Consider the following 24097-nt stretch of genomic DNA (forward strand, 5'->3'; position numbering starts at 1 on the left):
GGTCGGCCTTATGGAAAAAATCTCCCGCAGATCCCTCATTTCAGCCGGCCTTGGAGCAGGAATCGCCGCCGGCATGTCAGCCGCGTTGCCAGGGACCGCCGTCGCGGTTTCTACAGCGGACGACGCCGGTCTCCGCACCGATCCGTTCACCCTCGGCATCGCGTCGGGCGAACCGTGGCCCGACGGCTTCGTCATCTGGACCCGCCTGGCAGTAAACCCCGTAGCCGAGGACGGCCTGGGCGCCATGCCCTCGCGTAACGTCGCCGTCGCCTGGGAGGTCGCAGAAGACCCGGCGATGCGGCGCGTAGTAGCCCGCGGCGTCGAACATGCCAGGATCGAAACCGCCCACTCGGTGCACGTCGAGCTCAAAGGCCTCCGCCCCGGGCGGGAGTACTTCTACCGTTTCCGCACCGGGCGGCATGTCAGCGAAGTGGGCCGCACCCTGACCAGTCCGGCGCCCGGTGAAACCCCCGCTGCGTTGGCCATGGCCTTCGCCAGCTGCGCCCAGTACGAGCACGGCTACTTCACGGCCTACCGCCGCCTTGCCGAGGACCACCCGGACCTGGTGCTGCACTTGGGTGACTACCTCTACGAGTACAAAAAGGGCAGCTACGTGATCGGCGGCGGAAACCCCCGCGACCACGAAGGACCCGAGACCACCACCCTGGCCGGCTACCGCCAGCGGCATGCCCAGTACAAGTCCGACGCCGACCTGAAGGCAGCGCATGCGATCGCACCGTGGCTGGTGGTCTGGGATGACCACGAAGTGGACAACAACTGGGCGGACGATATCCCGGAGAACAGTGACGCAGGCCAACTCAATGACACCACGGAGCATTTCCGCCAGCGCCGCGCCGCCGCGTTCCAGGCGTACTACGAGAACATGCCGTTGCGTTCGTCCTCGGTCCCTGCTGGTTTCGACATGAAGATCTACCGAACCATCCAGTGGGGACAGCTGGCCAACTTCCACATGATGGACACCAGGCAGTACCGGGACGATCAACTGGCCGGTGACGGTTGGCGGAAGAACGTGACCGAACGCCTTGATGAAAACCGCACCATCACCGGTGCCGAACAGGAGAAATGGCTGCTGGACGGCTTCAGGAACTCCACCCAGCGCTGGGACATCCTGGGCCAGCAGGTCTTCTTCGCCGAACGGGACCGTGACAAAGCCCCGGAGATCGACGACGTCTCCATGGACGGGTGGGACGGGTATGCCGCTTCCCGCCGACGCATCACCCAAGGCTGGGTGGACGCCAAGGTGCGCAACGCCGTCGTACTGACCGGCGACGTCCACCGCCACTGGGCCGCCGACCTCAAAGTGGACTACAAGGACCCCGCCGCGGCAGTGGTTGGCTCGGAACTGGTGTGCTCCTCCATCACCTCCACCGGCGACGGCACAGGATCCACCACCGACCCCACCATGGCCTGGAACCCGCACCTGAAGTTCTACAACGACAACCGCGGCTACGTGAACACGCGAATCACCAAGGACTCCATGACCGCCGACTTCCGCGTGCTGGATCAGGTCACCACCCCGGGCGCACCGGTCAGCACCAGGAAGACCTTCACGATCACCGACGGCGTCCCCGGCCTCGCCTGAGCCTGGTTCACCCAAGTAGGTGACAGCACTTGCTGTTGCCTGCTTGGGGCTTAGGCCCAGTGACTACGCCGAAGAGCGGGAGTAGCCTAGTTCCAGTTAATTCAGTGAATTTCTGTCCGGCTGGGGTTCTGCCGTGGGCCATGTGCAATCGTCGCTGTACGACCTCCTGAGGGTACTTTCCGCCGCCGTCGACCCCCAGCATGTAAGGTTCGACGACGGCTCCCCCACTGCCGTCGTTCCTCCACCGGACGCTCCGGTCACCGTGCGGGCGGTAACCCTGAACAGGGTTGGACGGTCCCGCCGTGACGGGCCGGCACTGGACCTGGAACTGAGGGTGGCAGTGGAGTGCCACGGCCCTGAGCAGTTGGAGAACATGGAGCGCCTGCTACTGGCCGTGGAACTGCACGGCCAGTACTCCGTAGTATCCAGCGGCGAGTTCCGGCCTGAGGAGTACTCCGGTGCAGTGCGGCAAGGGCTGGGCTTCCTGGTCCGCGTCCCTGTATCCCTCCCCTTCGAGGAGCCGTCGGATCCGCCTGCCCAAGCTGCCGTGGGCGCTTCAACTGCCGGACGCCGTATCCGAGGACGGCTGGTGGATGTGCACAACAAAGGCATTTCCGACGCTTACATTCACGCCCACTCTTCTGCAACCGCGGCGGTCAGTGATGCGACCGGCCACTTTGAAGTCCTGGCATCTGCTGACGAGGTCCAGCACTTCGCTGTGGCGGTCAACGGCGCTGAACGGGAAGTTTCAGCAAGCACCAGGAGCCTTCCCCTGGTGATTCGCTGGCTCTGATTCCGGAACGGTTTGCCCGCACAGGCAGGTGCCGTGAAATGATCAACCATGCGTCCGATGCAGCACTCCAGCAAACTCCAGAATGTCCGCTACGAACTCCGTGGGCCCATCCTCCAAGCGGCCAAGGCCATGGAGGCCGAAGGGCACCGCATTCTCAAGATGAACCTCGGGGACACAGCACCGTTTGGGCTTGAGGCTCCGGAGTCGGTAGTTGTGGACATGATTCACCACCTTCGCGGCGCGCAGGGATACAGCGATTCGAAGGGCATTTTCTCCGCCCGCACCGCCATCTCGCAGTACTACCAGACCCGCGGACTGATGACCATCGGCGTCGAAGATGTGTTCGTTGGCAATGGCGTCAGTGAGTTGATTTCCATGACCCTGCAGGCGTTCATGGAAAACGGCGACGAGATCCTGATCCCGGCCCCGGACTACCCCTTGTGGACTGCCGCGGTGACCCTTACAGGCGGCAATCCCGTGCACTACCTCTGCGATGAGGAGGAGAACTGGTGGCCGGACATGTCCGACGTCGAAGCCAAGATCACCCCGCGCACCAAGGGCATCGTGATCATCAACCCGAACAACCCCACCGGCGCCGTCTATCCGCGCCACATCCTGGAGCAGTTCGCCGCCTTGGCCCGGAAGCACGACCTCGTCCTGTTCTCGGACGAGATCTACGAGAAAATCCGTTACGTTGACGCCCCGCATATTCACACCGCAGCCGTAGCCGAGGACGTCTGCGTGCTGACGTTCAGCGGCTTGTCCAAGGCGTACCGCATGCCCGGATACCGGGCGGGATGGGTTGCCGTGACGGGCCCGCGGACAGTCACAGCTGCGTACCGGGAGTCGTTGGAACTGCTGGCCTCGCTGCGGTTGTGCGCCAACGTTCCAGCCCAGCACGCCATCCAAACGTGCCTCGGCGGATACCAAAGCATCGAGGCACTCATCCGTCCCGGCGGGCGTCTCCGTGAGCAGCGTGATTTGGCGTGGAAACTCCTTACCGCGATCCCAGGCGTCAGTTGCGTCCCCGCCGCGGGTGCCATGTACCTGTTCCCGAAGTTGGACCCGGAAATCTACCCGATCGCCTCGGACGAGAAGTTCGTCCTCCAACTCCTGCAGGAACAGAAAATCCTGGTCTCGCACGGAACGGCGTTCAACTGGCCCACGCCGGACCATTTCCGCTTCGTCATCCTGCCCGCAGTAGAGGACATCGAGGAAGCAGTGCGCCGCATCTCCACCTACCTCGCCGCGTACCGGAACCGTCCCGTTGACGAACCCAGATAGCTTACAGTCAAGCGCGTTCTGAGCGGTCCAAACGCGCTCTGCTGCTACTTACTTGGGTGCGGGAAGTGACTTAAAGGGCAGGGTCCACCATGGTCATGCCGGCGGGGTTCGCCTTGTCGAAGCCGGGCAACAGTGCGGCTGCTTCTTCCAGGCCAATGGTGCGCTCGATCAGCAACTGCGGCTGCAACGCTCCCTGTTCGATGAGCGCCAGCATGCCCGGATAGTCAACAGCGGCCATCCCGTGACTGCCCAGGACGTCCAGTTCCCAGCCGATCACCCGTGCCATGGGCACTTGCGGATTGCCGTCGATGGACGGGAGCAGCCCGATCTGGACGTGGCGGCCCCGCCTGCGAAGACTGAGGATCGCGTCCGCACAGGTCTGTTCACTTCCGACAGCGTCCACCGCCACGTGGCTGCCTCCGCCGGAGAGGACGTTGATTGCGGCCGGGATGTCCGTACCATCGGCAAGCACGGTGTGTTCGGCACCCAGCCGTGCAGCCACAGCCAGCGCCTCGGGGTTCCGGTCCACGGCAATCACCCGTGCCCCCATGGCCTTGGCGATCATCACAGCGCTCAGTCCCACTCCGCCCGCGCCAACTACAGTGACCCACTCTCCGGCTTTCACTTGCGCACGGGCTGCCAAGGCACGGTAAGCGGTGGCGAAGCGGCAGCCGAGGCTTGCCGCCGTCGAATATTCAATGCTCTCGGGGATGGCAACCAAGTTGCTGTCCGCAGCATGCAGTGCCACGTACTCGGCGAACGAACCCCAGTGGGTGAAGCCGGGTTGTTGCTGGTCCGGGCAGACCTGGGCATCGCCGGCCAGGCACCATTCGCAGCTGCCGCAGCCACAAACGAAGGGGACGGTGACGCGGTCGCCCACCTTCCAATGCTGGATGCCCTCCCCGACGGCGTCGATCACCCCGGCGAGCTCGTGGCCCGGTACGTGCGGCATGGCAATGTCATCGTGGCCGGCCCAAGCGTGCCAGTCACTGCGGCACATGCCGGTGGCCAGCACCCTCACCACCACGCCTCCAACAGGGGCCTGCGGTTTGGCGACCTCCCTGACTTCGGGCTGGGTCCGGACCTCATCAAAGACTATTGCGCGCACGCCCCTGACTCTAACAATTGGCTGCCCCCTGTCACACTTCGGGGGCGGGATCCGACATTCCTGTTGTAAGGCACCATCTCTGAAGGGAAGTCAGTATGACCCGCATCAACATCGGCCGTACCAACAAGCTCGGCTACGCCGCCGTCATCGGATTGGAAGGCTACGCCCGCAAGTCCGTGGATCCGGAACTGTACGAACTGATCAAGCTGCGCGCCTCCATCCTCAACGGCTGCGGCTTCTGCGTGGATATGCATGCCACGGACGGTCGGAAGCTCGGAATTCCGGACAGGAAACTGCACGCCGTGGCGGCGTGGCAGCACTCGAAGGTGTTCTTCGATGCCCGCGAGCAGGCAGTTCTTGCCCTGACGGACGCCGTCACGCAGCTGGGTCCGGAGACAGTCACGGACGAGATCTGGAACGCAGCTGCCACCCATTTCGACGACGCCCAGATGGGCGGGCTGATCTTCGCTATTTCCACCATCAACGTGTGGAACAGGATCGCCATCAGCACGCAGATGGAACCGCCAGTGGATGAGAAGAATCCGTTGGTCTGAACGGTAGCGTTGACAGCATGACTCTTACGGTGTCAGCCACGTCGGCGTGGCAGAGCGAACGGAACCGTCTCTTGGGAATCGCCTACCGGATGTTGGGCGACTTCGGGCATGCGGAGGATGTGGTTTCCGAGGTGGCCATCGACGCCGTGAAGCGCGAGCGCCAGGCCGACGCGGAACACGTGGGTTCCTGGCCGGCATGGCTGACAACCGTATGCGTGCGCCGCTCAGTTGATCGGGTACGCCAACTCGCCGCCGTCCGGGAAGAGTACACCGGGCCCTGGCTGCCGGAGCCCTTGGATGCCTCCAGGCTTCCGGAAGAAACCGTGGCCAATCGCGAACTCCTGTCCTTGGCCTTGCTGCACCTGGCGGAGCAACTGGCACCTGAGGCCAGGGCGGCGCTCGTTTTGCACCGGGCGTTCGCGATGTCTGCCCCGGAGATCGCGGACATTCTGGAGAAGACCCCGGCAGCGGTTCGGCAGATGATTTCACGGGCAGAACGCCGGCTGGAGATTGATCCGGAAGCTCCCGCCCCGAGGGCCAAAGACCGGGCAGCCCTGGAAAAGCTGGTGGGTGCGATCGAGCAGGGTGACATTGACACCGTGGTCGCCATGCTGGACCGGGACGCCGTTCTGTGGGCCGACGGCGGCGGGAAGGTCAAGAGCGCCATGAATCCGCTGTTCGGCGCGGCAAGGATCGCGCGCTTCTTCACCGGCATCCTTGGCAAAGCTGCGGTTTTTGATCCCACGGAGCCGGTCCGGGCCTGGATCATCGAGGTCAACGGCGAGCCGGCCTTGGTACTCCGGCATCATGGCCGCTCCGATGTCCTGGTGATTGATACCGCCCTGGATGGCAGCATCCGCGAGTTGCGCCAGGTGTCCAACCCGGACAAGCTGACGCGGGTTTCGCTGGCCGGGTAGCTCAGGCGTTGCTTCCTGACCTTCTTTGCTTGCTGATAGACGCAGCTGCAACCACTGCGGGTTGATTTCAGGCGAGCGGTGCGGCAAAGAGGGTCAGGAAGCCACAGCTGCCCTGGACGTTCGCGAGCGCCGAAGGCGGGCCACCAGCGTGGCGGCGAGCAACGCCGTCGTGATTTCCAGTCCGATGACCAGCAGGAGCGAGGCGGCCCCGGATGGCAGTATCCGGGAAGTACGCCAGGTGTCCAACCCGGACAAGCTGACGCGGGTTTCGCTGGCCGGGTAGCTCAGGCGTTGCTTCCTGACCTTCTTTGTTTGCCGATAGTCGCAGCGGCAACCAGGGTGGGTTGATTTCGGGCGAGCGGTTCGGCAAAGAGGGTCAGGAAGCCACAGCTGCCTCGGACGTTCGCGAGCGCCGAAGGCGGGCCACCAGCGTGGCGGCGAGCAACGCCGTCGTGATTTCCAGTCCGATGACCAACAACAAGCCGGCAGCGCCGGACGAAAGCGCATGGGTTGAAACAACACCTGAGACGCCAACAGCGTTCGACGCCGGTCCCCCGCCGTGCGCATGTCCGGAACCGCCCGCACTGAGGAGCAGGACGGCGTGGAGTCCCACCATTGCCAGTGCCGAGACAGTCACTTGGTGGAGTGCGCCAACCCGGCTGTGCCGCCAGATGTGGACCGTGCACGGAACGCACACTGCGGCCAGTCCGATCATGAGGATGCCCAGCCAGGCCTGGTGGTGTCCCGAGGCCGCGAGCCACAGGTGCACTGCGCAGGAAACAGCTGTCAGGGCGGCGCAAATCCGGGGGTGCAGGACAGGCCCGGAAGCCCGGACCTGTCCTGTCGTGGTTGCCATTATGAGTGTCCCGGCGGGAGTTCTAGTGGCAGTGGCCGGCAGGTTCGCCGTGCTCGCCGGGTGCCGCGCCGTGCTCGCCTTGCCCCGCGCCGTGCTCGCCGGGCGCCTCGCCGGGGGCCGGCGCGCTGTGGCAGCTTGAACCTGAAGAGTTTGCCGGCACGTCCAGAACCGGGCTGCGGTCAAAGAAGCCTTCGGGACGGAGCTTGAAGCCCACCGTGTCCACGGGCATGATGGGCCAGTCTTCCACGCGGGGGAAGTGCGTCAGCCCGAAGGTGTGCCAAAGGACGATGTCCTGGCCGTCGATTTCGCGGTCCTGCGCAACATAGGCCGGCAGCCCGGCGCCTCCGGAGTGCTGGTTTACGAAGTCGCCCGTGGGGTAGCGCTCCTCGTCGGCGTAGCGGGTGACCCAGAGATCCTTGGTGGCGAAGGCTGCGCGCTTGGCGATCGAGGAGCCGGGGTCTGCCAGGAGAGTGGGCTGGTTCTCGGCATGGAGCTTGTAACCAACAGGCTCGCCCAGACGGTTCCTGGACTCCGGGTTGGAAATGATCCAGGTCCTGCCTGCACGGGCGTCGGCCTCGCGGACTGCTTCGGATTCCTTTGCCAAGACCGTACGTTTGCGAGAGAACGCGTTGCCGCGCTCATTGCCATCACCCATGGCCTGGCGGACCACGTCCTCTTCTTCCACACGGTTGGTGAACCCGTCAATGGCCATATCCAGCCGGGCGCTGAAGAGGTGCTGGTGGAACGGGGCTCCAAGGCCGGGGGCGAGCTGGGAAATATTGTCCGAGCCGCCCTCCGGGAACGCGGATGTGAACACGACGCCGGTGGCCTTGGCTTCGAATTCGATGGTGCCGTCCAGGTAGAGGTACCAGTAGAAGCCGTAATCGTAGTTGCCGATGGTGGTGAAGAAGGAGATCACCAGGCGGCGGTTGCGGCGGGTGTAGTTGATGCCCGTCCAGAGGTCCGAGTGCTTGGAGAGGATGCCCCAGTCTTCCTCGTGCATGCAGATGCCGTTGCGGATCTCGCGGGGGTTGCCGAAGGCGTCGCTGATGACGGGGCTGAGGTAGGTGATGTCGCCCAGGCAGTCACACCCCAGTTCCAGGGAATTGGCGTATTGGCCCACCAGGTATTCGCCGGTGTCGAAGTAGTTCTGCCAGGAACGGATGGGCGAGGGGTCACCGTAAGGAACCACCATTTCCGCAATCGACGCGCGGTTGATGATGGGCCTGCGGCGGTCTCCGTCCTTGAAGGCCAGGTTGTGGAGGACAACTCCTTCGCGAACATCAAAGCCAACGTCGACGCTCCACTTTTCCCATTCCACGTGGTTCCCGTCGGTGACCGTGAAGCTTGGGCCTTCGGGTTGGGTGATGCTGATGGGCTTTTGGGTTTCCCGAAGGGGGCCGGTCAGTTCGGGATCGGTGTAGTTTCCGTGCTCCGCCGGGATGGGCATGACTCCGAGGTCAATCACTTGGGTGACTTCCTTCTTGACCACGTCCACGTAGGCCACCAGTCCGTCCACGGGGTGGGCCCAGGCGCTGTCTTCGGGGAAGTCCTGCACGAAGGCCAGGCCGCGGAGGATGCGGCGACCTTTCTCGTCGTCGTACTCAAAGACGCCTGCCGACAACGGTGCGACGCGGACTTTGGCGACGTCCAGATCCCTGGCGGCGAGCGCGGCGAGCCAACGATCATCGGTGGCGAGGAGAGTCTCAACTACCTCGAATTCCTCCTCCAGGACGGGGAGTTCGCCGGAGACCTTGGTATCGAGCGCGAGGGCTTCCAGGATCCGGCCCTGGGTCACGGAGACGAGGACGTCGCTGGGAGCACCGCCGGCGATGTCGTGGATGAAGATGCGGAAGCGTCGGTCCTGCCCTGACTGGCCGCGCGGGGGATCAATGAGTCCCAAATAGGCGATCCGCTTCCCGGCGCCGAGGTGGCCGGCTTCCTGCAGGATTCCCTGCACCTGGGAGATCTCGGCGCCTGTTGCCAGGGCGTACTGCGTTTCCCGGGTTGTCCCGGTTGCTGTCTCAGTTGCTGTGGGCGTCATGGCTGCCTCTTGTCCGGGACCTATGATGGGTCAGGATTTATTTTCTATAGGTGTAGAGAATAACCAAAACGTAAGATGGGTCACAAGACCTGTCCGCCATTTATTTTTCCGGGAGCCCCTTCAGTGCCAAAGATTGTGGACCACGATCAACGACGCCTCGAACTGGTGGACGCTACCTGGCGGATCATCGCGAGGCTGGGCATGGAAGGGGCCACCATGCGGGAAATCGCCGAGGAAGCCGGCTTCGCCAACGGCGCCCTGAAGCCCTATTTCCCCACCAAGGACCTGCTGCTCACCTCCGCATTCGGGCACGTGTTCAACCGCACCAACCAGCGCATCACCGCCGTGACGGAAGGCCTCTCCGGGGTGGCGGCACTCCGCGCTTTTTGCGCCGAAGTCCTTCCACTGGATGAGGAACGCGTCAATGAAGCCCGGATCGTTATTCCGTTCTGGCAGAAGGCGCTCAACGACCCGGACATGGCCGCACTTCACAGCGAGTCCATGAGCCAATGGCACACCACCATCACCGATCATTGCGCAGCAGCCCGCACGGCAGGGGAAATTGAAACCCCTATTGAGGACGCCGCCGTCGCCGACCACCTGCTGAACATGATGCTCGGCGCGCAAATCGTTGTGGCACTGTCCCCCGCCGAGCACTTCTCCCAGGATCTTGCCGGACAGCTGGATAACTACCTCGCACTGCTTGCAGGTTAGCTGGTGGCTCCCGACGCCACCACTCCGACGCCCAGTCCGGCGATCACACCGCTGCTGACGCGCTCGACGGCGGTGCTCACCTTGGGACGCTTGAGCCACCTCATCGCCTTAAACGCGACGACGGCGATCATCGACAGATAGGCGAAGGCGATGACGGCTACCACCACGCCCAGGATGAGCGAGGTGCCCATGGTGTCACCACCGTGGGGAATGAACTGCGGAACAACGGCGAGATAGAACAGCCCAACTTTGGGGTTGAGCAGCGTCGACAAAGCTCCGGCTCCCAGAGCGGACAGCCGGCTGTACGGGAGCGGGGTGTTCTCCGCGCCGCCTCCTGCGGCGGTGGCTTTGGCTGCTTTTGCGGCCTTCCGGGACTTGATGAATGACGAGACGCCCAAGTACAGCAAGTAGAGTCCGCCGGCAATCTTGACCCAGCGGAACAGTTCGGCGGACTGCTCCAGAATGGCAGCCAGTCCCACACCCACCAGCGCCGCCCACATGATTGCGCCTGCCGCGGACCCCGCCGCAGCCGCAATGCCCGCACTGGGACGGTTCAAGGCGATGCGCAGCACCAGGAACGTGTCCGGGCCGGGCGTCACAGACAGGACAAGGCAGAGGCCAGCGAAGGCCGCGAGGGATGCAAGGGTCACAAGCTCGATTATCTGGCAAAGGCGCCCGAACCGAAAGCGTTCGCTTCCCGTCAAGGGACGTTCGTGCATAGACAAGGCCCCCGCGCGTGACCCCGGCCACACTGGAAACATCGCCGCGCGCCTCAACGGCCGCCAAGACTTACTACCCGAGCGGAGTACCAATGGAGACTTACGACGCCCTGCTGGCCTCGATCACCCCAGCCCCAGGACAGAACAGCCGCACGATCCTTGACCCGGCAACGGGCGAGCCTGTCGGCGAAGCACCTGTTCACACAGTCGATGACCTCGAAGCAGCCATTTCGGCCGCCGCTGCCGCCCAACCCGCCTGGGCTTCCTTGGGCCACGACGCCCGGTCCGCTGCCCTCATGAAGGCCGCCGACGCCGTCGAACGTTCCGCTGAAGAACTTGCCCAACTCCTGTCCCGCGAGCAAGGCAAGCCGCTGAACGGCCCCAACGCGCGCTTCGAAGTTGGCGCATGCGCTGCCTGGCTTCGCGCCACTGCGGCCACGCCGCTTGATCCTGAAACCGTGGTGGACGACGGCGAATCCCACGCCCAACTGCACTACCGGCCCATCGGCGTCGTGGGTGCCATTGGCCCGTGGAACTGGCCGATGATGATCACCGTGTGGCAGATCGCTCCGGCCCTTCGCATGGGCAACGCCGTGGTGGTCAAGCCCTCCGAATACACACCGCTCTCCGTGCTGGCCTTGGCCTCGATCATCAACCAGGAACTGCCGGAAGGCCTTCTCTCGGTCGTCTCCGGTGGTCGCGACGTCGGAGCCCGCCTTGCGGAGCATCCGGTGATCGGCAAGGTCATGTTCACCGGCTCCACCGCCACAGGCAAAGCCATCATCAGGTCCTCGGCCGACACCGTCAAAAGGCTCACGCTGGAACTCGGTGGCAACGACGCCGGGATCGTCCTGCCCGATTCCGATCCCAAGGCCATCGCCGAGGGCCTGTTCTGGGGCGCTTTCATCAACACCGGCCAGACCTGCGCTGCGCTGAAGCGCCTCTACGTGCACGAATCCCAGTACGAGGCCGTCTGTTCAGAACTTGTTGCCGTGGCCGCCGCGATGCCCATGGGCAACGGTTTGGACGAGAACAACGTCCTCGGTCCCCTGCAGAACCGCCAGCAGTACGACATCGTTGCCCGCCTGGTTGAAGCCGCCCGCGAGTCGGGCGCCCGGGTCCTTTTGGGCGGCAACCCCGACGCCGATGCTCCCGGCAACTTCTACCCCACCACTTTGGTGGCCGACATCGATAACGACAACCCGTTGGTTGCCGAGGAACAATTTGGCCCGGCCTTGCCGATCATCAAGTACAGCACCGTTGACGAGGCAGTCGCCAAGGCAAACGCGCTCGACGTCGGACTCGGCGCCTCAGTCTGGTCCTCCGACCTGAACGCCGCACGCGAAGTGGCGTCGCGGATCCAGGCCGGCACCGTGTGGATCAACAAGCATGGCGCCGTGGACCCGCGGGTCCCGTTCGGTGGCGCGAAGCAGTCCGGCTACGGCCTGGAGTTCGGCGCCGAGGGCCTCAAGGCTCTTGGTGTCCCGCAGGTTATCAACGGCTAAGCCGCGCTTACCCATCCAGGTGACAGATAACGTCGCAATGAGCCCTCATAGCGACGTTATCTGTCACTTACTTTTGCTTTCCAGTGCTCCGTTTTGGCCAGGCTGCGATCGCAAGTATGATCGCGCCGCATGCACCTACGACGACGACGCCGAGCTCATGGTCGAATCTGGCGAAAATGGCGGCCCCTAGAGCCAACACTCCAGTTCCGGCAAGGAAGGGGCGGCGGGCACTGGCCGCCCAAGCGATGAGGGCAATTCCGAAGAACGGGCTGTACTGAAAGCCCAATGCGATGTCGGCGAAGAAGAACGCTGCGGCTGCGAAACAGAGCAGCCCGGAGGCACTCGTCCGGTGAGCAAGTCTTAGACAGTAGAGATGGATGATGAGCGCTGACATCAGGCTCAACGCGTGTGATGCGACCTGCCACGGCGCTGTTGCCAGGACGTTCCAGCCCATCAGTCCTGAAATCACGAATGCCCACAGAAACGTGAATACGCCGATGATCGTGCCCGCGAAGCTTGCCACCCGCTGCTCGTTGATCTGCTGCGCCCTGTCCCCTTGAAACGTTGTTGTACTCGGCATCAGCGGCCCCCAATCCTTGCTGCGAACCTAGGGCCGGTGGCGCCCGCTTGTCCAGTCACAGGGTGGACGCGGTTGGGAAGCCGGGCGGCCTGCGTGTAACCATGAGCATCATGGCCCAGAAGATTGCGTACCAAGGTGAGCCCGGAGCCAATTCGGATCTCGCGTGCAAGGAAATGTTCCCCGAACTCGAAAGCGTGCCGTGCGCGAGCTTTGAGGATGCTTTTGAGCGTGTATCCACGGGTGAAGTGGATTTGGCCATGATCCCGATTGAGAACTCCATTGCCGGACGCGTAGCCGACATCCACGTGCTCCTCCCCCAGTCCAAGCTCCAGATCGTGGGCGAGTTCTTCCTGCCGATCCACTTTGACCTTCTGGGCATACCGGGAAGCACCATCGAGGGAGCTACCGAGGTCCACAGCCACATCCACGCGCTTGGTCAGTGCCGGCGGATCATCCGGGAGGCTGGCCTCAAGCCCGTGATCGCCGGCGATACAGCCGGTTCGGCCCGCGAAGTAAGGGATTGGAACGATCCCCGAAAGCTGTCCTTGGCTCCGCCGCTGGCCGCCGGCCTTTATGGGCTCGACGTCCTGGCCTCAGGAGTAGAGGACGATCCCACCAACACCACGCGTTTTGTTGTTTTGGCCAGGGAACGCGAGCTTCCCAGCAAGGATGAACTGCCTGGCCCTGCGATCACCAGCTTCGTCTTCCGCGTCCGCAACGTTCCCTCAGCCCTTTACAAGGCTCTCGGCGGCTTTGCGACCAACGGCCTGAACATGACGCGGCTGGAAAGCTACATGGTGGGTGACGAGTTCGCCGCCACCATGTTCCTGTCCGACGTCGAAGGCCACCCCGAAGACGCACGACTCCGGCGGGCGTTGGAGGAACTGGAGTTCTTCACCACCGAAGTCCGGATCCTCGGGGTCTACGCTGCCGACGATTACCGGGAACGGAACACGGTCACCGCCTGAGGAGGCCGCATCGCCAGCTAGCTCCCCGAGCGACCGTGGGCAAGCCCGGTGGGAAATCCAACGAATGATGGTTCTGGAGTTGAGCAGCAGCCGCTGGCCGCCAGCTGCGGTGCCAATGGTGCCACAGCAGGAACGTCACAGCTGGTACCGGCGTCAGAGGAGCAAATCCCGGTCTCCGGCAGTTCAAGGTGGACAGTGTCCGCCGCCAGCTGATCTCCTGCGAGGGCAGCGGATACCGAACGGACTTGCTCATAGCCGGTGGCCAGCAAGAATGTCGGTGCACGCCCGTAGGACTTCATGCCGACTATGTAGAAGTTCTTCTCCGGATGGGCAAGCACCATCGCACCGTGTGGCGGGACCGTGCCGCACGAGTGGAATTCGGGATCAATCAGGGGGCCCAATTCGGTGGGAGCTTCAACGGCAGGGTCCAGGTCCAAGCGGAGTTCCCGGAGCATGTCCAGATCGGGACGGAATCCGGTACAAGGTACGACGACGTCGGCCACCAGGGAGCGTCCGTCGCCGGAGGTGATGGTCACTCCGTCCTCTGAATCGGTCAGGGAGCGAATTCCGAAACTGGTATGCAGTTCGATGGTGCCGGATTCAACAAGCCTGCGCAGCCGCGAGCCGAGCTGGCCGCGGGCGGGCAGGCCGTCCGCGTCGCCGCCACCATAGACCTTCTCCGCAGAGGCCCCCCGGACCGCCCAGAGGATCCTGGTCTCCGGTGCCTCCTTGGCCAGTTGGGCGAGGCTGATCAGGGTGTTTGCAGCGGAATGGCCCGCGCCGACCACCAGAACCCTCCGACCAGCAAAAGCCGTTAGATCCCTGCCGGAAACATCGGGCAAGGGCGAAGTGATGCGCTCTGCTGCACGCTCTTCACCGATGGCGGGCAACCCCGAGGTTCCCAAGGGGTTCCGGGTGGACCACGTGCCGGAGGCATCGATGACCGCTGACACGGTGTAATCGCGCACCTCGTCACCGTGTTCAACCCGAACCAAAAAGGGAGCCGTGTCCCGGTCGCGGACATGGGTTTTGTCGAGGCCGGCCCGGGTTACTGCAATGACGCGGGCACCGGTCTTCAGGCGGGAAGCAATGGGCTGGAGCTCCGCCAAGGGGGTGAGGTAGTCATCAACCAGTTCCCCGCCGTAGGGCAGGGCGGTGGGACGGGGCGATTTCCAGCCCCTTGGCTCGAGTAGCCGCACCGCAGCGGCGTCGAGGTTGAACCTCCACGGCGAGAAGAGGCGGATGTGGCGCCATTGTTCGATGGCAGCCCCTGCCGAAGCGCCGGCTTCGAAGATGACCGGTTCGAGGCCGCGTTCGAGCAGGTGTGCTGCGGCCGCCAGGCCAACAGGGCCCGCACCGATGACTGCAATCGGGAGGTGCTGATTCATGCTGCTCTTACCTTCAGAGGTGATGTTCAGGAGTGGGTGGGCTCTTCGACCAGCGCAGTGGCAATGCTGTGGGCATCATCCAGGGCGGCGAGGTATCGCTCAGCATCGAGTGCCGCCGAGCAACCGGTACCCGCAGCGGTAATGGCCTGGCGGTACCGGTGGTCCACGGCGTCACCGCAGGCGAAGACGCCCGAGAGGTTGGTGCACGTGGTGGGTGAGTCCACCTTGATGTAACCCTCAGCGTCGAGATCCACTTGTCCTTCCACGAGCTCCGTCCGGGGGAGGTGGCCGATAGCCACGAAGATCCCGGTTGCCGCTTGTTCCCGGGTTTCGCCAGTGCGGGTGTCTTGCAGCGTCACTCCGGTTACTTTCGTGTCCCCATGAATCTTGGTGATGGCCGAGTTCCACGCAAAAGTGATTTTAGGGTTGTCCTTGGCGCGCTGGGCCATGATGCGCGAGGCCCGGAGTTCGTCCTTCCGGACCACTACCGTGACAGACTTTCCAAACCGTGTCAGGAAGGTAGCCTCCTCCATGGCGGAGTCGCCCCCACCGACCACGATGATGTCCTGTTCGCGGAAGAAAAAGCCGTCACAGGTGGCACACCAGGAGACGCCGTGCCCGCTGAGTTTCTTCTCTTCCGGAAGCCCAAGCTCTTTGTAGGCGGAGCCCGTGGCGAGGATGACCGCCGGCGCTTCGTGACTCTCTCCCGCCCCGGTGACCACGCGCTTGAGGTGACCTTTGAGGTCGACCTCAGTGACGTCGTCGAACACTATCCGTGCACCGAACTTTTCGGCCTGTTCCTGCAGCCCGTCCATAAGCTCCGGGCCTTGGATCCCGCCCGGGAAGCCGGGGAAGTTCTCTACTTCCGTGGTGTTCATGAGTGCGCCGCCGGCGGTGACCGAGCCGGCCAAAACGAGGGGGTTCAGCCCGGCGCGGGCGGCGTAGATGGCGGCCGTATACCCGGCAGGGCCGGACCCGATGATGATCAGCTGTTCGGTGTTCACGTGGTCTCCTTGGGAGGGTTCGGGTGAATTACTGGGCGTCGGCGTGGCGGGCAGGCAGCAGTTCGGTAATCAGGTTCTCGATGCGGGCCCTGATTTCATCGCGGATGGGACGGACGGCCTCGACGCCCTGGCCCGCGGGATCCTCGAGGACCCAATCTTCGTAGCGCTTTCCCGGGAAGTACGGGCACTCGTCGCCACAACCCATGGTCACCACAACATCGGATTCCTTGACGGCTTCGGTAGTGAGGACCTTCGGAACCTCAGCGGACATGTCGATACCTAGCTCAGACATCGCGTCAACAGCTGCAGGGTTGACCTTGTCTGCGGGCTGCGAGCCGGCGGAGCGGACCTCGATGGCACCTTTTGCCAGGCTTGTGAGAAACGCAGCAGCCATCTGGGAACGCCCTGCGTTATGAACGCAGACAAACAAAACGGAGGGCTTCTTGGCGGTTTCGGTGCTCACAGGTTTCTCCTGACATCGGTTGGGCCGGTTTGGTGGGCATCGTGCCAATGCCGCGATGAAACGTATTGATGTTCATCGATGAATCGAGTATTGGCTAATACATCGATGATTGTCAATATATGGCTCCTGCATGGCTAGGCCACACGCAAGCGGGGCGCGAGATCGTGAACCCGGCGCGAAATGTCTGCGAAGGCCTCTTCAAACGCCTCCTCATTGTCGAGTCGAACCGGATCGGGGATGGACCAGTGAATGCCGCGCAACCCCCGCAACTCCTCATGGGCGTTATCGCAGACCGTGACTACCAGATCTTCGTCCCGCATCACTCGGTCTATCAGGCATGGCTTGGCTCCGGCAAGGTCCAAACCATGCCGGCGGGCGACATCAACAGCCCTCGGCGCCACATGGTCCGCCGGATGAGTTCCCGCCGACAACGAAGGGATGTCGCTGGCGGTTCGCCACAAAGCCGTCGCCAACTGCGAGCGGGCACTGTTCCGGCTACAGACAAACAAAACCCGGCTGGCCCCATGCTCGCGGCCGGGAGTGAGGCCATCCAGCGCCCCGGGAGCCAGGCGCACATAGCTGCGCCGCTTGTCGGCTTCCGAACGATGCCGAACAGCCAACCCGGCGGCCTCCATGGACCGCAGGTGATGGGACAGCAGGTTGGCGGGCATGTCCAGTTCCACCTGCAATTCCGTCGGCGACAGATCCCCCAATGTCAGCAGGTCCACGATGCGGAGCCGCGCAGGATCAGCCAGGGCCGCGTACTTGGCCGCCCGCTCCAGAAGGCTTGAGTTTCGTTCAATAGTCATTGATTCAATTTTGACTGAACCAACTTCTTGCGTCAAGCTGTTCCCATGACTACTCATCCGCCGGCATTGTGGCGCCGCGCGCTCGCCGAAGTGCTGGGGACCTGCCTCCTCGTTGCGATCGTTGTGGGCTCCGGTATTGCGGCCCAGCAGCTCTCCCCCGACGATGTCGGCCTGCAACTGCTGCAAAACAGCACTGCCACGGTGCTCGGACTGACGGTCCTCATACTGATCTTTGGACCCATCAGCGGCGCGCATTTCAATCCGGCAGTTTCACTGGTGGACTGGATTCTGGGCAGGCGAACCGGCCGCGGGCTGTCAGTGAAGGAACTGTGCACGTACATTGCCTCGCAGACCGTGGGGGCGATCGGCGGCAGCGTTCTGGCCAACACCATGTTTGAAGTCGGCACGTCGATTTCCGGCAAAGAACGTGCAACTCCTGGCCACTTGCTGGCCGAGGTTGTGGCTACATCCGGACTTGTTCTGCTGATCTTCTCCCTTGCTGCCACCAAGCGCAGCTCCCTGGCAGCCCCCGCTGTCGGCGCCTACATCGGAGCGGCATACTGGTTCACGTCCTCCACGTCCTTCGCGAACCCCGCGGTGACTGTGGGCCGCATCTTCAGCGACACCTTCGCCGGGATCGCACCCGTCTCCGTCCCGGGCTTTGTCCTCGCGCAACTTATCGGCGCCGCCGTTGGACTTGGCCTTCTGGTGGCACTGTTTCCCAGGGATGCGCGCACGGCGGACGACGTCGTCGTGCCGCACACAGTGAACACCCGGGCGTGATCTACCCTTGGTCCCGTGGGGAATGCTGACATGAAGAAGACTTCAAGCCAATGGCCGGCATGGGTCCTCCCTGTTGGGATGATCATGGTTGTTGTCGTGGCTTTCGCATGGATGGCCCGCAGCGTCCTGCTCGGAGCATCCCCGATCTTTGTCCTGGGGGCGGTGTACACCACGCTGCTGTTCCGGCAGGTTCCGCAGACGTCCCGAGCTTCCATGGTGATGCTGTTGGCGCTTCCGCTGACTTTCTACTCGTGGCTCTCAGTCGAGGACAGCCTGGGGATTCCTGCAGCAGCATCCTGGGGCCTTGGGTTCATCGCAGGGGCACTAGGCAGTGGACGCCCGTGGTCGGGCAAGCGTCCGCGGACCGCTGATCCGCAGGAGGCCAAGAGCAACGCCAAGGAGGTAGAGGCCGTGGGTAGCCGCCGACTCCTGCCGACCGTTGCAGGCTGCGTCGCTGTCCTCATTGGCGGCGGCCTCGCCCACCTCGCCTTCCAGAGTCCGACGGCGGCAGTCGCCGCCGTTTTGGCCGGTGCCTTGCTCTGCGGCTGGGCATTGTTCCGTTTTCCGCCGTCACCACTGACCCGGAACATGCTCCTCCTGGTGGTCCCCGTGGAGTTCTTTTTACTGGCATTCCTGGGCGGGAACACCAGCCAGCCGGCTCTTCCGTTCGCGTGGGCGTATGGCGCCCTGGCCGGAGTCCTTTTGGGTGGGCACTACTGGAGCGGCCCGCTCCGTGGCACGCCCAGGCCACCATTCAGTGCTGACATTAAGCGGCGGCGACAACGCAAAAAAGTACGCCGCTCACAGGACAGGCCGAAGTCGAAAGTGGTCCCCACCGGTCGCCGCTGAGAACATTGATGACCGTCAATGCAAGCGCATAATAGGTACATGACCGTCCTCCCCACGCTCGAATCCGCCTCGACGCAAGACTGCCGCGAATCAACGAGCCAGCCCGCCCTCGATGCCGAGGATGCGAAGCAGAAGGCCTCGGTCTTCAAAGCCCTCGCTGACCCCAACCGGCTGCGGCTTCTGTCCATGGTCAAAGCTGAGGCATCGGGGGAATCCTGCGTGTGCGATCTCACCGAGCCCCTGGGCCTCGGCCAGCCAACGGTGTCGCACCACCTGAAAATCCTGGTGGACGCAGGCTTGCTGCACCGGGAAAAGCGCGGCACGTGGGCCTACTACTCGCTCGTCCCTGGCGCCTTGGACGCTGTTGCCGGCATGGTGACGGGGCTGTGACGGTAATGCTGAGGGCCATGGAGCCCGGAGACTGGCCCGCCGTCAGGGAGATCTTCCAGGAAGGCATCGACACCGGCTTCGCCACGTTCGAATCGTCCGCGCCAGAATGGGACGCCTTCAATAACTCCAGGTTGCCCGACCACCGATTTGTGGCCGTCAACGGCGAGGGGAACGTTCTGGGTTGGACCGCGGTTTCGCCGGTCTCCAAGCGTCCGGCCTACGCCGGTGTCGTGGAGCATTCCATCTACGTCGCCGGCGCCGCCCGCGGCCAAGGGGTCGGCGCACTTCTCCTGACGGCCTTGGCTGACTCCACGGAGGCGAAGGGAATCTGGACCATCCAGTCCAGCATCTTCCCTGAAAACGAGGCCAGCCTGCGGCTGCATCAGGCCAATGGATTCGCCATTGTCGGGCGACGGGAACGTATTGCTCGCCTGAGCACCGGACCCGCCGCCGGACAATGGCGCGACACCCTGCTGCTGGAGCGCCGCTCGCCAGTTATTGACTGACGGTTATCGGCCCACCGGGGCCTCCTCCTCTTTGTGACGCCCAACAGGGGTCGCAGGCGAGGACTCGCGCCCGAGCTTGCCCGGCCACCAGATCTTGCTGCCGATGTCATAGGCGAGCGCGGGAACCAACAGGGAGCGGACCAGGACGGTATCCAGCAGCACACCGAATGCCACGATGAAAGCCAGCTGCACCAGGAACATGATGGGGATAACCCCGAGGGCCGCGAACGTGGCGGCGAGGACCACACCGGCAGAGGTGATGACACCACCAGTGACGGCCAAGCCCCGCAGGATCCCCGGTCGGGTCCCGTGCTTCAAAGACTCTTCGCGGACACGACTCATCAGGAAGATGTTGTAGTCAACGCCCAGGGCCACCAGGAACACGAAGCCGAACAGTGGCACCGTGGCGTCGGCACCTGAGAATCCGAAGATTCCGTTGAACACCCACGCCGAGACACCCATGGCGGCACCGTAGGAAAGCACCACGGAGAGTACCAACAGCACCGGAGCCACCACCGAACGCAGCAGGAGCATCAGGATGAACAGGATGACGATCAGCACGATCGGGATGATCACCACCAAGTCGCGTTGCGCGGTGGTATTGGTGTCCAACGCAGTGGCGGTTACGCCACCCACCAGGGCATCGGCGTCGACCTCCTTGACCGCAACCCGCAGCGACTTCACCGCTTCTTCGGCCTCTATGGAGTCAGCGGCGGAGTTCAGGGTGGCGTTGATCAGGACCCTGCCATCGCGGACGGCCGGATCGGCTGGAGCGCCCGGGGCCCCGGTGATGGGCACGTTTCCATCAGCCAGCAGATAGGCATCGCCCACGCCGTCGGCGGCTTTGACCTTGTCCAGGACCTGCTGCGCGGAACCTTGCGGGGCGATGACGACGGCGGGGCTGCCGCTGCCGGCGTCGAAGTGCCGCGCCAGGGCCTCCTGGCCGTCCACGGCGTCGGATGCCGAAAGGATGACGTCCGTCTGCGGAACACCGTTGGCCTTCAGCTGCATCAGGCCGGTCGAGGCCGCAAGGAGCAGCAGCACTGACGCCACCCAGACAACGCGCGGCCGCTTGGAGACCAGGCGACCCGTGGCGCGCCACAGACCCTTCTGTCCCTCAAGTCCGGTGACAATCTCCGGTTCGCGTTCGTCGTCGGGCAGCAACTTGGGGCGGAAGGGCCAGAAGGCGGCGCGGCCGAGCAAGGCCATCAGCGCCGGCAGGAGCGTGAGTGCCGCGAACAGGGAGCAGAGAATGCCTGCAGCCGCCACGGGGCCCAACGCCTTGTTGGAGTTCAGGTCGGAGAAGAGCAGGCAGAGAAGCGCGATGATCACCGTTGCGCCGGAGGCGAGGATCGGTTCGAACGAGGCCTTCCATGCGGTGATGACGGCTTGGGTGCGGTTGGTGGTGTGGGTCAGCGCCTCACGGAAACGCGCCACGAAGAGCAGCGCGTAGTCGGTCGCTGCACCAATGACCAGGATGGAAAGGATGCCCTGGCTTTGGCCGTTGAGCTGGATCCAGCCCGCCTTGGCCATGCCGAACACCAGCAGAATGGCGGCGCACAAGGCAAAAACCGAAGTGAACAGCACAGCAAGAGGCAGCACCACGGAACGGTAAACCAGCAGCAGGATCACGAACACAGCGCCCAGCGCTACCAGCAGCAGGATGCCGTCGATCCCGCCGAAAGCGTTGACCAGATCGGCGGTCAGGCCGGCTGGCCCGGTCACGAAGGCCTTCATGCCGTCGGGTGCTCCGGGCTGGACGACGTCGCGCAGCTCCTGGACCTTATCTCGCAGCTCATCCGAGGACGCCATCGGAACTATGAACTGGACGGCTTTGCCGTCTTCGGAGGGGATGGGCCCGACGACGGCGCTCCCCAGCTTGAGTGCCTCGATGTCGGCTTTCAGCTGGGCTGCTTGGCCCAGCTGGGCCGGAGTGAAGGCGGCATCGTTCTCAACGATGACCACGGCAGGGATCTCTTCAGAGTCCCGGAATTTGGCTTGCCAGTCGCCGGCCTCGGTGGCTTCGGCACCTGCGGGGAGGAACGAGGCCTGGTCATTGGAGGATACTTCCTCCAATCGGCCGAACGTAGGGCCGCCAATTCCTGCGATACCAAGCCAGGTGATGACCAGCACCACGGGTATCAGCCATCGAAGCCAGAACGGTACTTTCCGCGTGTTCATGGGTCCTTCTTCTGTGGGGATGCGTAAAGGGTCTTTATTCCATCATAGATTATCTCTACGATGGAACTATTCCAAGGGTTAGTGGAAGCGAATGCCGGAATCCCCGGCTGCTGGGAGTAATATCCGGAAGGCACTAATCACCAGGCAAACGCTGGCAGGAGGGCGGACATGTCGGATACAGCAGCCACGCGCCCCGAAGCAGAGCGCACCGAACCAGGCGAAGCCGGACCAAACGAAGCCGAACCAGGCGAAGCCGGACAGGGACGTCCCCAGAACGCCGCACCCCAGGAACTGGTGAGGCTCCTCCAGAACTTCACCCTGGAAGCCAACCACTACGTGGACGCAGCCGGCGGGCGCAATGACATGCACCGCACGGACCTGAACGCGCTCGCCGTCATCATGCGCCACACGGCCGCTGGCAAGGTGGTCACGCCCGGGGTCCTCCGCACCGAGCTGCGCCTCAGCTCCCCCGCCACCACTGCGCTGGTGGATCGCTTGCACGCCAGTGGCCACGTGGTGCGCGAACGCCTTGGCACGGACCGCCGGCAGGTCCAGCTCCAGATGACACCCAAGGCCTATAAGGACGGAAGCGCCATGTTCATGCCGCTTGCCATCCGCATGGGCAAGGCCATGGCCGCCTACAGTTCCGAGGAACTGGAGCTCGTCACCCGGTTCATGACGGACATGGTGGAAGCCACCCTCGCCGCACGCGAGGAAGCGACCCAACCCGACGCAGCGCATTCCACCTAATTCCACCTTCCAAGTTGTAGCGTTTCCCTATGAACGCGCAGCAGCCTGAAGATGTCTACACCCACGGGCACCACGAGTCGGTTGTCCGGGCCCACGCCTCACGGACGGCCGAGAATTCGGCAGCGTTTGTCATCCCGCACCTCACCGCCGGAACGTCAGTGCTCGACGTCGGGTGCGGACCCGGGAGCATCACGTGCGACTTTGCGGGGCTGGTCGCGCCCGGGCAAGTAATCGGATTGGACCGCTCTCCGGATATCGTTGCGCAGGCAACCGGGCTGGCCATCGAACGCGGCGTGGACAACGTGACCTTTCAGACCGGCAATATCTACGATCTCGACTTCGAGGATGAGTCGTTCGATCTCGTTCACGCGCACCAAGTGCTCCAACACCTCACGGACCCGGTGGCGGCGCTGCGCGAAATGCGGCGCGTCGCCAAGCCCGGCGCCATTGTTGCCGTGCGCGACGCAGACTTCCATGGCATGAGCTGGTACCCCGAAGTCCCGGAACTGGACGATTGGATGGAGCTGTACCAAAAGATCGCCCGCCGCAACGGAGCTGAACCGGACGCCGGCCGGCGCTTGGTGTCGTGGGCCCAGCAGGCCGGCTTCACCCAGGTGGCTCCCACCAGCAGCAACTGGCTCTACGCCACCGCCCAGCAACGTGCCTGGCAATCACGCGTGTGGAGCGAACGGGTCCTGCACTCCGCCTTCGCCGAGCAAGCCCTGGAGTACGGTTACGCCAACGAGGCCGACCTCGCCCGGATTGCCGCGGGATGGCACCGCTGGGGAGCCACCGATGACGGATACTTCCTGATCCCCAACGGTGAGGTGATCGCCCGGGCCTGAGCGGTGCAAAAAAGAATTTCCCCAACCATGTAGAAAAGCCCACCGCAGTTCCGACCCACGGGTGAAGGCGCCACCAAAGGCCGCCCCTCACAAGGAGTTTGAGATGAAATACATGATCATGATGTTCGGATCGGCCGAGGGCATGATGGAGACAGCTGACCCCGCGTGGATCCAGGAGATGATCGGGTTCATGATCCAGATCGACAAGGACCTGACCGAGTCCGGCGAGATGGTGTTCAACGCGGGCCTGGCCGACGGCAGCACCGCGAAGCTGGTCAAGCAGACCCCCGACGGCGTCATCACCACCGACGGCCCGTTCGCCGAGTCCAAAGAGTCCTTGGTGGGTTATTGGGTGGTTGACGTGGCCAGCGAGGAGCGCGCCGTCGAAATTTGCTCAAGCATCGTCAAGTACGCGCAGGTGGTTGAGTTGCGCGCGGTCCAGGAAGCTCCGCCGGAGGTCTAGCTGGACCACTCGCCGAATGCA

26 protein-coding genes are annotated in these 24097 nt (G+C 63.6%); 16 read left to right on the top strand and 10 right to left on the bottom strand.

The window, feature by feature from the left end; genetic code table 11:
* Nucleotides 1-10 precede the first annotated feature (10 nt).
* The 3 genes from LDN85_RS18995 (at nt 11) to LDN85_RS19005 (ending at nt 3680) form a co-directional block, all read left to right on the top strand.
* Entirely contained in the window at nt 11-1603 is a 1593-nt protein-coding gene (locus LDN85_RS18995; RefSeq protein ID WP_223943834.1) for an alkaline phosphatase D family protein, read from the top strand.
* 133 nt (nt 1604-1736) lie between these two features.
* On the top strand, nt 1737-2396 hold the full coding sequence (locus tag LDN85_RS19000; RefSeq protein ID WP_223943835.1) for a hypothetical protein: 660 nt from the start codon (nt 1737-1739) through the stop codon (nt 2394-2396).
* 48 nt (nt 2397-2444) lie between these two features.
* Nucleotides 2445-3680, top strand: coding sequence for a pyridoxal phosphate-dependent aminotransferase (locus LDN85_RS19005; RefSeq protein ID WP_026543395.1), 1236 nt, complete (start codon nt 2445-2447; stop codon nt 3678-3680).
* 70 nt (nt 3681-3750) lie between these two features.
* On the opposite strand, the gene LDN85_RS19010 is transcribed toward LDN85_RS19005, so the two are convergent.
* Nucleotides 3751-4788, bottom strand: a complete 1038-nt coding sequence (locus LDN85_RS19010; protein ID WP_223943836.1) for a zinc-dependent alcohol dehydrogenase family protein — start codon at nt 4786-4788, stop codon at nt 3751-3753.
* Between the two features lie 95 nt (nt 4789-4883).
* Between LDN85_RS19010 and LDN85_RS19015 the strand changes: the two genes are divergently transcribed.
* From LDN85_RS19015 to LDN85_RS19025, 3 genes are all read left to right on the top strand, one after another.
* Nucleotides 4884-5342 carry a carboxymuconolactone decarboxylase family protein gene (locus tag LDN85_RS19015; protein WP_026543393.1) on the top strand — a complete coding sequence of 153 codons (459 nt, stop codon included), beginning with the start codon at nt 4884-4886 and terminating at the stop codon, nt 5340-5342.
* 17 nt (nt 5343-5359) lie between these two features.
* Entirely contained in the window at nt 5360-6259 is a 900-nt protein-coding gene (locus tag LDN85_RS19020; RefSeq protein ID WP_223943837.1) for a sigma-70 family RNA polymerase sigma factor, read from the top strand.
* 61 nt (nt 6260-6320) lie between these two features.
* Entirely contained in the window at nt 6321-6542 is a 222-nt protein-coding gene (locus tag LDN85_RS19025; RefSeq protein ID WP_223945511.1) for a hypothetical protein, read from the top strand.
* A gap of 93 nt (nt 6543-6635) precedes the next feature.
* On the opposite strand, the gene LDN85_RS19030 is transcribed toward LDN85_RS19025, so the two are convergent.
* Together LDN85_RS19030 and LDN85_RS19035 are read right to left on the bottom strand one after the other, a co-directional pair.
* Nucleotides 6636-7115 carry a hypothetical protein gene (locus tag LDN85_RS19030; RefSeq protein WP_223943838.1) on the bottom strand — a complete coding sequence of 160 codons (480 nt, stop codon included), beginning with the start codon at nt 7113-7115 and terminating at the stop codon, nt 6636-6638.
* 22 nt (nt 7116-7137) lie between these two features.
* Complete coding sequence (locus LDN85_RS19035; RefSeq protein WP_223943839.1) at nt 7138-9159, bottom strand: primary-amine oxidase; 2022 nt, start codon at nt 9157-9159, stop codon at nt 7138-7140.
* A gap of 123 nt (nt 9160-9282) precedes the next feature.
* Between LDN85_RS19035 and LDN85_RS19040 the strand changes: the two genes are divergently transcribed.
* Entirely contained in the window at nt 9283-9873 is a 591-nt protein-coding gene (locus tag LDN85_RS19040) for a TetR/AcrR family transcriptional regulator (RefSeq protein WP_026543388.1), read from the top strand.
* On the opposite strand, the gene LDN85_RS19045 is transcribed toward LDN85_RS19040, so the two are convergent.
* Nucleotides 9870-10523, bottom strand: a complete 654-nt coding sequence (locus LDN85_RS19045) for a LysE family translocator (RefSeq protein ID WP_026547873.1) — start codon at nt 10521-10523, stop codon at nt 9870-9872. The two genes, LDN85_RS19040 and LDN85_RS19045, sit on opposite strands and share 4 nt — an antisense overlap.
* A gap of 161 nt (nt 10524-10684) precedes the next feature.
* Between LDN85_RS19045 and LDN85_RS19050 the strand changes: the two genes are divergently transcribed.
* Nucleotides 10685-12097 carry an aldehyde dehydrogenase family protein gene (locus LDN85_RS19050; protein WP_223945496.1) on the top strand — a complete coding sequence of 471 codons (1413 nt, stop codon included), beginning with the start codon at nt 10685-10687 and terminating at the stop codon, nt 12095-12097.
* 67 nt (nt 12098-12164) lie between these two features.
* On the opposite strand, the gene LDN85_RS19055 is transcribed toward LDN85_RS19050, so the two are convergent.
* A complete protein-coding gene (locus LDN85_RS19055; protein WP_223943840.1) occupies nt 12165-12677 on the bottom strand; it encodes a hypothetical protein in 513 nt (170 codons plus the stop codon).
* A gap of 110 nt (nt 12678-12787) precedes the next feature.
* Here LDN85_RS19055 and LDN85_RS19060 point away from each other — a divergent pair, with 110 nt between their 5' ends.
* Nucleotides 12788-13645 carry a prephenate dehydratase gene (locus LDN85_RS19060; protein ID WP_026543384.1) on the top strand — a complete coding sequence of 286 codons (858 nt, stop codon included), beginning with the start codon at nt 12788-12790 and terminating at the stop codon, nt 13643-13645.
* A 17-nt stretch (nt 13646-13662) separates the two neighbouring features.
* Here the strand turns inward: LDN85_RS19060 and LDN85_RS19065 are convergent, their stop codons facing one another.
* The 4 genes from LDN85_RS19065 to LDN85_RS19080 form a co-directional block, all read right to left on the bottom strand.
* On the bottom strand, nt 13663-15033 hold the full coding sequence (locus LDN85_RS19065) for an NAD(P)-binding domain-containing protein (protein ID WP_223943841.1): 1371 nt from the start codon (nt 15031-15033) through the stop codon (nt 13663-13665).
* A gap of 26 nt (nt 15034-15059) precedes the next feature.
* Complete coding sequence (gene trxB, locus LDN85_RS19070) at nt 15060-16037, bottom strand: thioredoxin-disulfide reductase (protein ID WP_026543382.1); 978 nt, start codon at nt 16035-16037, stop codon at nt 15060-15062.
* 28 nt (nt 16038-16065) lie between these two features.
* The gene (locus LDN85_RS19075) at nt 16066-16500 is read right to left on the bottom strand and encodes an arsenate reductase ArsC (RefSeq protein WP_223943842.1); all 435 of its coding nucleotides are present in this window, start codon (nt 16498-16500) and stop codon (nt 16066-16068) included.
* 134 nt (nt 16501-16634) lie between these two features.
* The gene (locus tag LDN85_RS19080; protein ID WP_091552320.1) at nt 16635-17309 is read right to left on the bottom strand and encodes a helix-turn-helix domain-containing protein; all 675 of its coding nucleotides are present in this window, start codon (nt 17307-17309) and stop codon (nt 16635-16637) included.
* A gap of 45 nt (nt 17310-17354) precedes the next feature.
* On the opposite strand from LDN85_RS19080, the gene LDN85_RS19085 reads away from it, so the two are divergent.
* Genes LDN85_RS19085 through LDN85_RS19100 form a run of 4 tightly spaced genes read left to right on the top strand, consistent with a single transcriptional unit; the run spans nt 17355 to nt 19837 of the window.
* Complete coding sequence (locus LDN85_RS19085; RefSeq protein WP_223943843.1) at nt 17355-18092, top strand: MIP/aquaporin family protein; 738 nt, start codon at nt 17355-17357, stop codon at nt 18090-18092.
* A 30-nt stretch (nt 18093-18122) separates the two neighbouring features.
* Nucleotides 18123-18941, top strand: coding sequence for a hypothetical protein (locus LDN85_RS19090; RefSeq protein WP_223943844.1), 819 nt, complete (start codon nt 18123-18125; stop codon nt 18939-18941).
* 39 nt (nt 18942-18980) lie between these two features.
* Nucleotides 18981-19331: a metalloregulator ArsR/SmtB family transcription factor gene (locus tag LDN85_RS19095; RefSeq protein ID WP_091552322.1), complete on the top strand. Its 351-nt coding sequence runs from the start codon at nt 18981-18983 to the stop codon at nt 19329-19331.
* On the top strand, nt 19328-19837 hold the full coding sequence (locus LDN85_RS19100; RefSeq protein WP_223943845.1) for a GNAT family N-acetyltransferase: 510 nt from the start codon (nt 19328-19330) through the stop codon (nt 19835-19837). Before LDN85_RS19095 ends, LDN85_RS19100 begins: the two co-directional genes overlap by 4 nt.
* Nucleotides 19838-19840: 3 nt before the next feature.
* On the opposite strand, the gene LDN85_RS19105 is transcribed toward LDN85_RS19100, so the two are convergent.
* On the bottom strand, nt 19841-22018 hold the full coding sequence (locus LDN85_RS19105; RefSeq protein WP_026543375.1) for an MMPL family transporter: 2178 nt from the start codon (nt 22016-22018) through the stop codon (nt 19841-19843).
* 168 nt (nt 22019-22186) lie between these two features.
* On the opposite strand from LDN85_RS19105, the gene LDN85_RS19110 reads away from it, so the two are divergent.
* The 3 genes from LDN85_RS19110 to LDN85_RS19120 all read left to right on the top strand — a co-directional run bounded on the left by LDN85_RS19110 (nt 22187) and on the right by LDN85_RS19120 (nt 24076).
* Complete coding sequence (locus LDN85_RS19110; RefSeq protein ID WP_223943846.1) at nt 22187-22768, top strand: helix-turn-helix domain-containing protein; 582 nt, start codon at nt 22187-22189, stop codon at nt 22766-22768.
* A gap of 29 nt (nt 22769-22797) precedes the next feature.
* A complete protein-coding gene (locus LDN85_RS19115) occupies nt 22798-23613 on the top strand; it encodes a methyltransferase domain-containing protein (RefSeq protein ID WP_026547861.1) in 816 nt (271 codons plus the stop codon).
* 103 nt (nt 23614-23716) lie between these two features.
* Nucleotides 23717-24076, top strand: coding sequence for a YciI family protein (locus LDN85_RS19120; protein ID WP_026543372.1), 360 nt, complete (start codon nt 23717-23719; stop codon nt 24074-24076).
* Nucleotides 24077-24097 lie beyond the last annotated feature (21 nt).

Origin of the sequence: Arthrobacter sp. StoSoilB20 (assembly GCF_019977295.1) — a bacterium.
GTDB lineage: Bacteria > Actinomycetota > Actinomycetes > Actinomycetales > Micrococcaceae > Arthrobacter > Arthrobacter nicotinovorans_A.